The organism is Winogradskyella litoriviva, assembly GCF_013249065.1.
Taxonomy (GTDB): domain Bacteria; phylum Bacteroidota; class Bacteroidia; order Flavobacteriales; family Flavobacteriaceae; genus Winogradskyella; species Winogradskyella litoriviva.
In genome coordinates, this window is the sequence record NZ_JABRWQ010000002.1 from 259,322 (window position 1) to 272,718 (window position 13,397).

The following is a 13,397-nucleotide window of genomic DNA, read 5'->3' on the forward strand; positions in this document are numbered from 1 at the left end:
AATGGTTAGTGATAAAAAAATATTTGAATCAGATGTATTAGTTATTGGTTCTGGAGTTTCTGGTTTAACCTTTGCTTTAAAAACCGCTATTAAATTCGCGGATGCTAAAATTATTATTGTAACTAAAGACAAGCTTAGTGAATCTAATACCAATTATGCACAAGGTGGAATTGCCACTGTTTTTAATGAAACTTTAGATAGTTTTGAACAGCACATAGAAGACACATTAATTGCTGGTGATGGTCTTTGTGACGAAAAAGTTGTGAGAATGGTTGTCGAAGATGCTCCTAAACGATTACAAGAACTCATCGATTGGGGAACAAAATTTGACAGAAATGATAAAGGTGAATATGATTTGGGTCGTGAAGGTGGACATTCGCAAAATAGAATTTTACATCATACAGATTTAACAGGTGCCGAAATTGAACGTGCTTTAATTGCTAAAGTTAAAACACAACCAAATATTGAATTTTTAGAACATCATTATGCTATTGATTTAATAACAGAACACCAAGCGAATAAAAAGCAAACTAAAAGAAATTCTAAAATTTCTTGCTTTGGCGCTTATGTTTTAGACGAAAAAAAATCTATTGTAAAAACATTTGTTAGCAAATTTACGATGCTAGCTTCTGGTGGAAGTGGCCAAGTCTATGAAACTACAACAAATCCTAGAGTAGCTACAGGTGATGGATTAGGAATGGCCTATAGAGCTAAAGCAGAAATTTCTGAAGTTGAGTTTATCCAATTTCATCCTACTGCATTATATAATCCAGGAGAATATCCAGCATTCTTAATTTCTGAAGCTGTTAGAGGATTTGGAGCAAAGCTAAGAGATTATAAAGGCGAAAAGTTTATGCATAACTACGATGAGCGTGAAGAGTTGGCCTCTAGAGATATTGTAGCCAGAGCGATTGATAACGAATTGAAAAAAAGTGGAGCGCCACATGTTTATTTAGATTGCACGCATTTAGATATGGAAAAGTTTAAAGACCATTTTCCTAATATTACCGAAAAATGTGCTTCATTAGGCATTGATGTTGAAAAAGATTTTATTCCTGTAGTACCAGCATCTCACTACATCTGTGGAGGTGTCAACGTAAACAAAAATGCTAAAACCTCAATAAAAAAACTTTATGCTTGTGGAGAAGTTACAAGAACTGGCTTACATGGCGGAAACAGACTTGCTTCAAACTCGCTATTAGAAGGATTGGTATATGCACATAGAGCTTACTTAAATGTTTGCAAAAAGTTTGAAAAAACTAAAATGCCAAAACATATTCCTGAATGGAATGATAGTGGTGTAATTAAAAACATGGAAAAAATACTAATTACTCACGATACAAACGAAGTAAAAACCATAATGTCTAACTATGTTGGTATTGTAAGGTCTAACGAACGTTTAAAGCGTGCCGAAAAACGGTTACATGTTTTATATGAAGATAATAAAAGATTGTATGACCATTCTGAATTATCTTCTGATTTGTGCGAATTGCGAAACTTAATTACAACAGCATATTTAATTACACAATTCTCTAAAAAGCGTAATGAAAATTGTGGTGGTTTTTATAATATAGATTTGGTTTAATTTTACACGAAAAAGGCACTTATAATTCCTTATAAATGCCTTTCTACTAACCAACCAAAAACTGACAACCACATCAGTTTACTTTTATATTACTGCTTATAAGTTGCATGGCATTGCACACAATAGTTTAATGTATTAGATAAAGCAGTAAGAGATTTTTCTTTATTTCTTTTTTTAAAAATTTCACTCATTTCATCAGCACTTTTATGAAATTCTAATCCTAAATTTTCAAAGCCTTTATCTCCAAACGATGCACACATTAATTTCATCTCTGTTGTAGAACCTAATTTTGTATAAGCTATTTCTGAAGCTTTATCATAATCATCTTGAGAAAGTAATAATGTAATTTCTTGGACGGCCTCTAAATGACTTCTCATATTAGAAAGTTGATGATTTTTCTGCATCTCATTTAAATTAAGTGAAACACGACCATCATCTATTGCTGTAGATTTAAAAACCTCTTCTTCTACCGTTTTAGGGGTTTCTTTTTTAGTTTCGCTTTTACAAGAACAAAAACCTAAAAAACTTAAACCAACAATTGCAATTAATAACTTTCTTATCATTTTATTTAGCCTTTTCTCTTGTCCCTCCATGTCCACCAGCTACAATAACCATAATTTTTACGCTTAAAATTATAAACTTGAAAAACTGAAGAAACGGATTCATCATTCTAAAACGCATTCTTGGTGATATTCTTTTCATAAGACTTTAATATTATTTACTTTTTTACTAACTACCTTAAATTCATAATTATTCTATTCTGGAATCAACCACCAAAATGGTCGCATTTTAGCTTTATAAATAAAGGCATGATGTAGCATTAATTTAAGCCAATGACCTGCCAAACCAATAGACCCAAAGGTTTTCCCTAAATGTCTACCATGCGAATCTGGGTATTTCTTAAAATCTGGAACAATAGGATAAGTCGTTATACTTACTCCACTTCCTTTCCAAAAACCAAATCCTGCTGAAGCTATACATGCAGCTCCCATATTACCCATTGACCCTTTATGATGAGTAGAGATTTTGCCTTTTTTAATAGTATCAATAATATTATCCGCCACTAACTTCGCTGTTATACCAGAAGGCATACCTGTTCTAGGTGGTGCCGGAAAAATATCAGTTCCGTTTTTACTTTTTCTTGGTTTAGAAATAGTGTGAGGTGGCGCAAAAGCAATACCTGGTGCAAAAATGTTATTATAACTTGGATTTTGATACGTTTCTGGCCAATCTTGTACAGTCCACTCCTCATATGGTTTTGGCGTATAATCAGCGTCTACTAACATAAAACCTTTAAATAGTTTTTCGGTAATATCGTTATCATTCTTATCATAAGCTTTAAAACCATGACCAGAAAACGCCGGAATCAACATTGCAAAATCATAAGTTTCTGTTTTATACTCACCTTCTAAATTTTCATAATGAGCAATACCATCTTCAATTTTGTTAACACCTGCACCAATAATCCATTTAATGTCTCGGTCTTCAAAAATCATTTCCACCAATTCACTAGACTTCATAATCATGTCTCCATAACTCATTAACATACCATCCATTCCAAAATCACCTAACTCATATTCATTGGCAATCCAAGTTATTTCTGCCATATCACGTACGTTATGGTTTCGTAATTCTTGTTCTACATTTAATATATATTCAAAAGCAGCACCTTGGCAAGTAGATTTTGCATGACCTGTACCAATAAGAATTTTAGCTTTTTTACCAGCCTTCATTTGTTGAATAACTTCATTTAATCCTTCCCAAGCATGGTCTGCATGTGTATAAGTACAAACAGAATAGGTTTTATTTTTTCCTGGTATTAAACCTTCTGTGGCTTCAAAATTTAATTTTGGACCTGTTGCATTTATTAAGTAATCGTAAGTTATTTTTTCTTGTTTTCCTTTATTATCACCAACAACATATTCTGATAAAACATATGGTTTTGATTCTGTACTATCACCTTCAGGATGAAAAGAAATGGCTTTAGCTTGTTTATAACCAATACCTTTTCTTTTATATAAAGGTGCTAACGGAAATAGGATTTTTTCAGATTTCATTCGGCCTATTCCTACCCAAATATTTGATGGAATCCATTGATAATTGCTGTTTGGCGATACTACTAATACCTCGTGTGTTTTAGATAACTTTCTTCTTAAATGCGAAGCTGCTACGTGACCAGAAATACCTGCGCCTAAAATTACTATTTTAGCCATTTCTTATATTTTGTTGTTGTGAAATTAGTTTATTAGTTAGATTTTATAAATGATATATATCATTTTTAACAATCGTAAAGGTTGAATTTTAAAACCAGTTGAATAGTAACTTTTGTTACATTAAGTATTAGGCAGTTATAGCTTTATTATCCGTTTCTCTATACTTTTTCTGCCGTTTTCAAAAATTAATATATATTCTCCAGATGCCACATCTTTTAAATCTAATGAAATAGTTTTAATACCAATAGACAATTCTAAAACCATTGATTTTACAATTTTACCAGACAAATCATAAACATTGATAGTACTTTTTTCGGTATTAGGTATAAAGACTTCAATTGTAAAAGGATTTTTAGAAGGATTTGGAAATATTTTTAAATTGTAAATAGTGTCTTCATTTAATTCAACCTCATCGATTCCAAGTGTAGTTTTATTAATAAAAACCTTAAAAGCTAAATTACTTGCACTGCTTTGGGTGCCATTATTTATAAAGAAAATATTCTCTTGAGTGCTTTCAATTCCACCAAAAATATAACCAACTTGTGTAATACCATTTGGTAAACTATTAATATCTAAAATACCATTTTCAGAAAAATTAGTGCTAGATTCTAATGGGATAAACTCAGCTCCTGAGCCTAAAAAAGTAGGCATCTCAATATCTAAACTACTCTCTACCATAGACCCATCACTAAACCTTGTTACTTTACTGATGGTTTTTACAAATGGTACATTATCATCTTGAATTAAATTATCATTAGCGTCTAATTTATACTGACTCATTCCACCAAAAAACAAGGTATGCATTGCATTATTTGAGGTGTCATATATTGGAATTTTAGCACTATGATATTGGCTTAAATACTGATTAAATGTATTATTTACTGTATATCCTGAAGAATTTACATCAACGGAATTTAACCAAGGTAAATCTGCTGTATGCTGAAAAACACCACTAAACATAGTAAAACCTTCTGTTCCATCTGGAAAAATTTGAGGTGTCATATTATAATCTCTTCGATGTAAATTGTTGGTGTCATTTTGAGCAGAGTAGTTTACTATTGAAAGGTTGGTGCCATCATCGTTAATTTCAAACGTTCTGATTTCTTCTGTGTAGTTTTGAATAAATCCTGGTCCATGACTAGGTCCTTGCGGATTATAGCGTCCTTCAAAATATTGTCCTCCACATAAATAAAACACATCATTTAACAAGCCCAATTGACCACCTGTAACTGCTAAATTTGCATCTGTAATTTGCCTAAAATAGGATGCAATAGGTGCATTATTTACAACTGCATTAGCTAAACCATCAATATCTACTGCAGTTAACTTATTATAAGTAACATGGTCGTTTTGTGTTGCACTATAGCCATAACCTCCAATAATATATAGAGTATTACCTCTTTGCACAAACTCTTGATTGGTAGACTGTAACTGCTCAAATAAAGATGCCTGTAAAACGTTTAGTGGTGAATTCCATGTTTGGTTAGCCATTGGATCAACAACATAAACACTTTGGTTATTGTCATTTTCTAAAAATGCTGAAAATGGTTGCCTTTGATGCAAACCATCTATTCTACCTCCTAAAATTATCCATTTTCCGTTGCTAGTTTTTCCCCAAGAAAATGAATGGACGTTTGGCGCATTTGAAATCACTAATGGTTCTATTTGTACTGTAAATTGCTCTTGAGAAAATAAACTGAAAAAGGAAAAAAACCCTATAAAAATGGCAATTAAAACTCTATTTTTCATCCTTATTAATTTTTACTAATAAAGATAATTAACAGCAACAGAAATGATTGCTACTTATGTTACACAATACTTGTTAATCGGTTTTTTTATAACTCCACACAGCCAGTCCATTCATAACAAACGCATAAAGTGCTGTTTTAGAAAGTTGAGGAAGTATATCATTAAATCTAGAACCTTTTAGCATCACCATACGCATTACTTCTACAAAGTATTTAATTGGATTAAACTCTGTTATGGTTTGTGCCCATTTTGGCATACTTTCAATAGGTGTAAATAAACCACTCATTAAAATAAAAATAACCATAAAAAACCACGAAATAAACATGGCTTGCTGTTGAGTATCTACAAAGTTTGAAATAAACAATCCAATCCCTAAAACAACAAGAATATAAACAGAAGTATACAAATACATAAGTGGTAAACTCCCAATCATAGGCACGTTAAAAATGACTTTTGCTAAAATTAAACCAACAGTCAATAAACCCATACCAATGACCCAAAACGGAAAGAGTTTCCCAATAATAAACTGGCTTTTTTTAATTGGTGTGACATTTATTTGCTCTAATGTACCTATTTCCTTTTCACGAACAATGTTCATTCCTGATAGAAACAAAGTTATCATAGTAACTAATAAAACCAATATACCAGGCACCATAAAGGTTTTATAATTTAGAGTTTCATTATACCAAAATAAGGGGATGGTTTCAATATTTATTGCTTGAACTTGTTGATCCGTAATTTGCATCAAATCCACCTTTAAATTTTGATTAAAACGTTGCACTATTTGTGTAATATATACATTTTCTAAGCCAGCCGCTGCTCCATCTATAGCATTAATTGTAACTCCTAAAGTGTTGTATTTATCTTTTTGGAAATCACGCTCAAAATATTGAGGAATATTTAGTAACACATCCACTTCTCCTTTTAGCATTGATGCACTTGCTAGTGCTTCTGAAGAAAAATCCGTTAACACATCAAAATAAGTTGAAGCATTAAATTTTTCAACCAAAGCTCTAGATGTAGATGTATGGTCTTTATCTATAAAACCGAATTTAATATTCTTAACTTCAAATGTTGCAGCATTAGATAAAATGACAAGTTGTAAAATTGGCATCACAAAAATAATAGGCAGCATGCCTTTATTTCTAAAGATTTGCTTGAACTCCTTTTGTATGATGTATAGAATTGTTTTCATAACATTTCCCACAAAACTGGGAATCTATTTTTTTAGTTTTTATACCTGTTAGATTTTTAAAACCATAAAAGATTTCTAACTGTTTTTACTCCAATCTAATTTTATATTTCTTTACACTAATGCCAATGAAAAAGATGGTCATGCCTACTAGAATCAAGGTTTCTTTCCATATAAATTGAATTCCAACACCTTTCAACATAATGCCTTTAATTATAATGATGAACCATTTTGCTGGAATAATATTACTAATCACTTGCAGTGGTAAAGGCATACTCGAAATTGGAAAAATAAAGCCAGAAAGTAAAATAACAGGCAGCATTAAACCCATCAAAGAAATCATCATTGCAGTTTGTTGGGTAGCAGAAATGGTTGAGATTAAAATACCTAATGCTAAGGCCGTTATTATAAATAAGACACTTTCTAAACCTAACAAAACCAAACTTCCTAAAACTGGCATTTTAAAAATAAAAATACTTAACACTACAATTACGATTGCATTAATTATAGATAGAAAAATATATGGAAATACCTTACCTACTATAACTTGAAATGGTTTTAAAGGTGACACCAATAAGATTTCCATTGTGCCTAACTCTTTTTCTCTTGCGATTGAAATGGAAGTCATCATTGCGGAAACTAACATTAAAATAATGGTCATTACACCAGGCACAAACATGTACACACTTTTTAATTCTGGATTATAAACCATACGTGTTTGTGGTACAATTTGATAACTGAAAGCGACTTTATTATTTAGTTCTTTGTTATATTGAGTAAGAATGGCATTAATATAATTACTAATTGTATTTGCTGTATTTGGGTCTGTAGCATCTGTGACAATCTGAATATTAGCTTTATAGTCTTTAATTAAATTTTTACTAAAATCCTTTTCGAAATTTAAAACTGCCTTTATTTTTCCCTTTTTAAAAATGGTTTCAATATCAGATTCTTTGTCTATAAATTGATTAATACTAAAATATTTTGAAGCTGAAATTTTATTAATTATTTCTTCCGTATTTGTATCTTTTGAATGGTCTAAAATTGCAATATCTACGTTGTTGATTTCATTGGTTATTGCAAAACCAAACAGCATAATTTGTGCAATAGGCATCCCAAATAGAATAAACAATGAGCGTCTATCTCTAAAGATGTGGTAAAATTCTTTTTTTACAAAGCCAATAAAACGTTTCATCCTCTAGCTAGTTTTAAAAACACATCGTTCATATTGGCCACTTTAAACTGCTCTTTCAATTTCTTTGGCGTATCTAAAGCTTCTATTTTTCCATTAACCATGATAGAAACACGATCACAATATTCTGCCTCATCCATATAATGCGTAGTAACAAAAACAGTAATTCCTTGGTTAGCTGCTTTATAAATCATTTCCCAAAACTGACGTCTGGTAATTGGATCAACGCCTCCTGTTGGTTCATCTAAAAACACAATTTTTGGGTCGTGAATCATAGATACAGAAAATGATAGTTTTTGTTTCCAACCTAATGGCAAAGCACCAACCAATTTGTTGGCTACTTTCTCTAACCCTAATTCTTCAATTAAAACTGCTGATTTTTGTCTTATTCGTTTTCTAGACAATCCATATATTCCACCAAAAAAAGTAATATTTTCTTTAACGGTTAAATCGTCATACAACGCAAATTTCTGACTCATATAACCTATGCTTTTTTTGATACTTTCTGCATGGGTAAATACATCGAAACCTGCAACAGTGGCTTTTCCAGATGATGGAATAGATATTCCTATAAGCATTTTCATAGCTGTTGTTTTCCCTGCTCCATTAGCTCCTAAAAAACCAAATATCTCACCTTTTTCAACTTTAAATGAAATGGCATTTACGGCTGTAAAATCTCCAAATTTTTTGGTTAATCCTTCTACTTGTATGACGTTGTGTATACTCATATCAATTTCACAAAAATGGGTATATTATTTACTCATTTTTACCTGCGAGTTCTTAGTTGTTTTTCATTATTTATTGAAGACTTGTTAAGTCTAATTTATTTACTTGGCTAATTCCATAAAGGTATCTTCAATCGTTGCTACAGTTTTTTCTATACGAATATTTGATAAATTTTTAGATTCTAAATACAGTTTTAATTCTACTGCATTAAATTCTGCTCTTTTATCTGTATAATGTACAAACTCACCAAACGGATAAACGCTATGGATGTATTGATAAGCATTTAAACTATTGATGAGTTTATACATGTTATTTGCACTAACATTATAAATAGGTTTTGGGTAATGCTTTACAATGGCTTCTGGTGTATCTATTTCTAGAATTTTTCCATCTTGTATCAAAGCAATCCTATCGCACAATGCAGCTTCGTCCATATAAGGTGTAGATACCAAAATGGTGATGTTTTTTTGTTGCAAACGCTTTAGCATTTCCCAAAATTCTTTTCTAGAAACTGGGTCAACACCTGTAGTTGGTTCATCTAAAAACAACACTTTTGGCTTGTGGATTAATGCACAACATAATGCTAACTTCTGCTTCATTCCACCAGACAATTTCCCTGCTCTGCGGTCTTTAAAAGGTTCTATTTGCACATAAATATCCTTAATTAAATCGTAGTTTTCTTCTATGGTTGTTCCGAATATTGTGGCAAAAAACTGAAGATTTTCTTCAACAGTTAAATCTTGATACAATGAAAATCGTCCTGGCATATAACCAACACTTTTTCTAATGTTTTTGTAATCTGAAACTACATCCCAACCAGACACAGTTGCTCTGCCATTGTCTGCAAATAAGAGCGTAGTTAATATTCTGAATAACGTTGTCTTACCTGCACCATCAGGACCAATAATACCAAAAAGTTCTCCTACCTTAACATTAAAAGAAATGTCTTGTAAAGCTTTTACGTTTTTGTATGATTTTGATATGTTGGCGACACAGATACTCATTATATGATTAATGAAGATTTTATAAATTCATAGTGTTTCATATTTAATTAGATTTGATAATAATCTTAGTTTCCATTGTAATTTTAGATGTAATGGAATTTGAAATTAAACAGGCTTTTTCTGCTTTTTCTACGATACGTTCTGTGCGATCTCGTTTAGATTCATCTGTAATAACAACTTCTGGAAACAATAGCACTTCACTCATTACAAATTTTCCATCTACTTTCTCCAAAATTCCTTTAGAATTACATTTAAAACTAACAAACTCTAATTTTGAAAACTCTGCAATTGCTAAAAACGTGGTCATTAAACAACTGCTCACAGCTGCAGTAAACAAATGCTCTGGCGACCAAATATTTGGCATTCCTCCAGGAAATTCAGGTGGTGTTGCAACCTCTATACAGTTGGTTTCATTGGTTTCGTTATTGCTAAGTTCTGGTGAACACATTATACCTTTTCGGTTTTCTTTCCAATTTACGTTAACGTTGTATGCATGTTTTTCCATTATTAAAAAATTTAAATTATACGTCTGTATTTTTATTTATTATTATTTTCTGAGTCATTGATCCACATTTCAGCTGGCATCCCAATTTTTAAGCTTCCATCATTTTTTACATCCACTTTTACGGCATACACTAAAGCAACACGCTCTTCTTTTGTTTGTATTATTTTTGGTGTGAATTCTGCTTCTGAGGCAATCCAACTTATAGTTCCCTTGTAAGATTTCATTGCATCTACATCATCAATTTTCACCGTTACTTTCTGGCCTATTTTAATGTTTGCCAATTGTGTCTCACTGATATAAACACGCAGTTGCATAGTGTTTAAATCAGCAATTTTATACAATGGCTTACCGAAAGCTGTTATTTCATTTGGCTCAGTGTATTTAGTTAAAACTGTTCCGTATTCCGGATTTATAATCTTGCTTTTCTGTATTTGGTCATCTATTTGCTTTAACTGTACATCAATAGATTTAAGCTCGTTAACCACTGGCGCATTCTGTATTTCAACACTTCTAATTTGGTTTCTAATAACATCTATTTCTCCAGTTACATCATCTAGTTGTTTTTGTGTGCCTGCGTTATCTTTAATTAAATTTTCAACTCTAATTTTATTAGTATTAGCCGTTTTTAATCTAGAATTTAAAACCGCTATTTGTGATAATACACCTTTAGATTTTGAACTGATTACTGCTTTGGAGACTACTAATTGTTCGCGTTTTAATGCTAATGGAATTGTATCTATATAACCAATGAATTGGTTTTTTTTGAGCACATCACCTTCATTAAGATTAAACTGTATTAACTTTCCATTACTTTCTGCTGAAATGGTAATTTCTGTGGCTTCAAAATTTCCGTAACCATCTGCTTTTCCGTTTCCATTTCCACAGGAAAATAAACTAAAAGCTATGAAGCTCAACCCTAAGATATATTTGTAGTTTTTCATATGATATATTTTCTCACACTGATTTAGGAGATTTATGAAGATTTTAATGACCTTTAATAATATTATAATTTGCTTTTGCTAGTTGTAACTGTATTCTATGTTTTACCAAGGTATTTTCATCTTCATATAAATTAGTAAGTTCTGTAATGTATGCAGAAGAGGTAATTACACCATTTCTAAGTTGTGAATCTGCCGATTGCAACACCTCTTTTCTAAGGGCAATAATTTCTAAATCTGAAGTAATAAACCTTTCAATTTTGGCTATGTCTTTTTCTTGCTGATTCAACTCTATGTTGGTTTTAAGCTCAAAAGTTTTGGTTTCAGTATCTATTATAGCTTTGTTTATTTTTAGAGATTGCTGCTGTTTTTTAACAGAATTCCAGTCAAACACATTCCAATTCAATTTAACACCTACTGTATAAAATGTTTGAAATGAATTATCGAGCATATTTAATCCTGGATTACCATAACCACCAGTTACAAAACCTAACAGTTTAGGTGAATTTTGCTTTGACAATAAGTTTTCTGAAGTTGTTAATTCTTCTTTTTTAAGCTGAAATAATTCTAACTCTGGTCTTGCCAAATTGGTATGTAAATTGGTTTCAACTAATGGATTTTCAAACTTGGTTGAGTCATCTAAAGGATGATTAATTAATCTAGACAAAGATTCAATGAGCATCAACTTATTGCTTTCTAGTCCTTGGAATTGTTGACTTATTTTTAATAATTCTGCTTCTAAAACTTTATCTGAAGATGGTAAAACAAAACCATTTTTTATACCAGATTTTACCTCTTTTAATTTGGCATGTAATTCTGTTTGTTTCGCAGTTAACAACAACTCTGATTCTTGTGCTAATAATACCGAAAAATAAAGTTGATTGATTTGCTGTTTTAATTGATATAAATTAACTTCTACCTGTTTTTGTTTGGTTTTATACTGAGCAGATTTTAAATCGAGAGACGCATCAATTACACCTCCATTATAAATAAGTTGATTAGCCGATAACGTAGCGCGATATTGGTCTTTGTTAAGTGGTTCTATATTAACGTTTGCAATTGGAAATTCAATAACATCAGATTGATACGTTGCATATGCATCTAAGTTAAATTGTGGCAATTTTGAAGTAGATACTACTTCTTTCTCTAATATATTTTGGGCATCCAAAAGTTCCGTTTGTTTTGCTAAAGGGTAATTTTTGTGTACTAATTGATAACACTCCTCTAATGTGATGTTTTGCTGTGCAACACCTGGCAATGCGATTAAAATGGTAAAAATGATTATTAGCTGTTTCATTTTTAGGTTGTCTTTATGGAATTAATAATAAAGTTGGCAACTTCAGTTTTACGCTCTTCTATGAGCTCTTTATAGTGTTTATCATCAGATTTTGTAATTGCCTTTATCAACGGTTTAGCAACAAATGGAAAAATATTTAAAGCCATTATATTAATGAATAATTGCTCTGCACTAATGGGTTTTATAAGTCCTTTATTAATTTCTTCATCCACTTGTTTTTTAAATTTTTCAATACTTGGAAACCCTCTGTCTTTTAATTTTAAAATAAAATCTTGATTTCTATTGAGCTCTTGAATAATAAAATTTGGTAAATACGGATGCTTTATAATAAACGATATATAGTTAGCAGTAAAATTTTTAATCTTGTCTTCAATAGACGAATCATCATTTAAAATAGCGTTTAATTGAGGTGCCAATAACGAAAATGCATTTTTAAAAACAGCTTCAAATAATAGTTGTTTGCTGCGATAATAATAATGCAACATAGCCTTGTTTATGCCTGCTTTATCTGCAATTTCTTGCATTCTAGCGCCATCCATTCCTTTTGTCTGAAATATATTCTTTGCAGCATTTAATATTTGGTCTTCTGTATTTTCGTCTTTTATTTTTTTCATATTAACCACTTAGTTTAACCATATGGTTAACAATAGTACAAAAAATAATCAAACGCTAATCGGTTTGATTATTTTTTAAATATGTTAACTTACTTTTATTGTAATACTTTTTATCACTATCAGTCCTATTATACTTCCAAAAATTGAGACTAAACAATTCACCACAAATAATGAGCTATGAAATATTCCATCACCCATAATAGCCCATGGGTCAAAACCTAATCTTCCAAACGTTTTAATAAATAAAATACTGCCAAATACACCTATTAAAGTATTTCCTGTAAAGCCAAAAGAATACTTGTTTTTAAAATAGGCAAATACGTTGGCTGAAATGATACCTATAAAAATACTTATTAAAGAAATTAAAGTACCTGTCATAACA

The 13,397-nt window shown here is 31.0% G+C and carries 14 protein-coding genes; 1 reads left to right on the forward strand and 13 read right to left on the reverse strand.

Going from position 1 to position 13,397, the window contains the following annotated elements; translation table 11 throughout:
* Position 1 precedes the first annotated feature (1 nt).
* Positions 2 to 1,585, forward strand: coding sequence for an L-aspartate oxidase (gene nadB / locus HNV10_RS05125; RefSeq protein WP_173300279.1), 1,584 nt, complete (start codon positions 2 to 4; stop codon positions 1,583 to 1,585).
* 89 nt (positions 1,586 to 1,674) lie between these two features.
* Here nadB and HNV10_RS05130 read toward each other — a convergent pair whose 3' ends face one another.
* From HNV10_RS05130 to HNV10_RS05190, 13 genes are all read right to left on the reverse strand, one after another.
* Complete coding sequence (locus tag HNV10_RS05130) at positions 1,675 to 2,148, reverse strand: cytochrome C (protein ID WP_173300280.1); 474 nt, start codon at positions 2,146 to 2,148, stop codon at positions 1,675 to 1,677.
* Between the two features lies 1 nt (position 2,149).
* A complete protein-coding gene (locus tag HNV10_RS05135) occupies positions 2,150 to 2,287 on the reverse strand; it encodes a hypothetical protein (RefSeq protein ID WP_173300062.1) in 138 nt (45 codons plus the stop codon).
* A gap of 53 nt (positions 2,288 to 2,340) precedes the next feature.
* Positions 2,341 to 3,798, reverse strand: coding sequence for an NAD(P)/FAD-dependent oxidoreductase (locus tag HNV10_RS05140; protein WP_173300281.1), 1,458 nt, complete (start codon positions 3,796 to 3,798; stop codon positions 2,341 to 2,343).
* A 135-nt stretch (positions 3,799 to 3,933) separates the two neighbouring features.
* On the reverse strand, positions 3,934 to 5,547 hold the full coding sequence (locus HNV10_RS05145; protein WP_173300282.1) for a T9SS type A sorting domain-containing protein: 1,614 nt from the start codon (positions 5,545 to 5,547) through the stop codon (positions 3,934 to 3,936).
* A gap of 73 nt (positions 5,548 to 5,620) precedes the next feature.
* A complete protein-coding gene (locus tag HNV10_RS05150; protein ID WP_173300283.1) occupies positions 5,621 to 6,742 on the reverse strand; it encodes an ABC transporter permease in 1,122 nt (373 codons plus the stop codon).
* An 85-nt stretch (positions 6,743 to 6,827) separates the two neighbouring features.
* A complete protein-coding gene (locus HNV10_RS05155; RefSeq protein WP_173300284.1) occupies positions 6,828 to 7,934 on the reverse strand; it encodes an ABC transporter permease in 1,107 nt (368 codons plus the stop codon).
* Positions 7,931 to 8,659: an ABC transporter ATP-binding protein gene (locus HNV10_RS05160; RefSeq protein ID WP_173300285.1), complete on the reverse strand. Its 729-nt coding sequence runs from the start codon at positions 8,657 to 8,659 to the stop codon at positions 7,931 to 7,933. Before HNV10_RS05160 ends, HNV10_RS05155 begins: the two co-directional genes overlap by 4 nt.
* A 99-nt stretch (positions 8,660 to 8,758) precedes the next feature.
* Positions 8,759 to 9,661 (reverse strand): ABC transporter ATP-binding protein, encoded by a 903-nt coding sequence (locus HNV10_RS05165; protein WP_173300286.1) that lies wholly within the window; start codon positions 9,659 to 9,661, stop codon positions 8,759 to 8,761.
* Between the two features lie 43 nt (positions 9,662 to 9,704).
* On the reverse strand, positions 9,705 to 10,166 hold the full coding sequence (locus HNV10_RS05170) for an OsmC family protein (RefSeq protein WP_173300287.1): 462 nt from the start codon (positions 10,164 to 10,166) through the stop codon (positions 9,705 to 9,707).
* A 32-nt stretch (positions 10,167 to 10,198) separates the two neighbouring features.
* Entirely contained in the window at positions 10,199 to 11,107 is a 909-nt protein-coding gene (locus HNV10_RS05175) for an HlyD family secretion protein (RefSeq protein WP_173300288.1), read from the reverse strand.
* Between the two features lie 43 nt (positions 11,108 to 11,150).
* The gene (locus tag HNV10_RS05180) at positions 11,151 to 12,401 is read right to left on the reverse strand and encodes a TolC family protein (protein WP_173300289.1); all 1,251 of its coding nucleotides are present in this window, start codon (positions 12,399 to 12,401) and stop codon (positions 11,151 to 11,153) included.
* 2 nt (positions 12,402 to 12,403) lie between these two features.
* Positions 12,404 to 13,015, reverse strand: a complete 612-nt coding sequence (locus HNV10_RS05185; RefSeq protein ID WP_173300290.1) for a TetR/AcrR family transcriptional regulator — start codon at positions 13,013 to 13,015, stop codon at positions 12,404 to 12,406.
* 84 nt (positions 13,016 to 13,099) lie between these two features.
* On the reverse strand, positions 13,100 to 13,393 hold the full coding sequence (locus HNV10_RS05190) for a hypothetical protein (RefSeq protein ID WP_173300291.1): 294 nt from the start codon (positions 13,391 to 13,393) through the stop codon (positions 13,100 to 13,102).
* Positions 13,394 to 13,397 lie beyond the last annotated feature (4 nt).

Coding starts and splice junctions, on each gene's coding strand:
- nadB (WP_173300279.1), top strand. CDS start 2: ATGGTTAGTGATAAAAAAATATTTGAATCAGATGTATTAGTTATTGGT.
- HNV10_RS05130 (WP_173300280.1), bottom strand. CDS start 2,148: ATGATAAGAAAGTTATTAATTGCAATTGTTGGTTTAAGTTTTTTAGGT.
- HNV10_RS05135 (WP_173300062.1), bottom strand. CDS start 2,287: ATGAAAAGAATATCACCAAGAATGCGTTTTAGAATGATGAATCCGTTT.
- HNV10_RS05140 (WP_173300281.1), bottom strand. CDS start 3,798: ATGGCTAAAATAGTAATTTTAGGCGCAGGTATTTCTGGTCACGTAGCA.
- HNV10_RS05145 (WP_173300282.1), bottom strand. CDS start 5,547: ATGAAAAATAGAGTTTTAATTGCCATTTTTATAGGGTTTTTTTCCTTT.
- HNV10_RS05150 (WP_173300283.1), bottom strand. CDS start 6,742: ATGAAAACAATTCTATACATCATACAAAAGGAGTTCAAGCAAATCTTT.
- HNV10_RS05155 (WP_173300284.1), bottom strand. CDS start 7,934: ATGAAACGTTTTATTGGCTTTGTAAAAAAAGAATTTTACCACATCTTT.
- HNV10_RS05160 (WP_173300285.1), bottom strand. CDS start 8,659: ATGAGTATACACAACGTCATACAAGTAGAAGGATTAACCAAAAAATTT.
- HNV10_RS05165 (WP_173300286.1), bottom strand. CDS start 9,661: ATGAGTATCTGTGTCGCCAACATATCAAAATCATACAAAAACGTAAAA.
- HNV10_RS05170 (WP_173300287.1), bottom strand. CDS start 10,166: ATGGAAAAACATGCATACAACGTTAACGTAAATTGGAAAGAAAACCGA.
- HNV10_RS05175 (WP_173300288.1), bottom strand. CDS start 11,107: ATGAAAAACTACAAATATATCTTAGGGTTGAGCTTCATAGCTTTTAGT.
- HNV10_RS05180 (WP_173300289.1), bottom strand. CDS start 12,401: ATGAAACAGCTAATAATCATTTTTACCATTTTAATCGCATTGCCAGGT.
- HNV10_RS05185 (WP_173300290.1), bottom strand. CDS start 13,015: ATGAAAAAAATAAAAGACGAAAATACAGAAGACCAAATATTAAATGCT.
- HNV10_RS05190 (WP_173300291.1), bottom strand. CDS start 13,393: ATGACAGGTACTTTAATTTCTTTAATAAGTATTTTTATAGGTATCATT.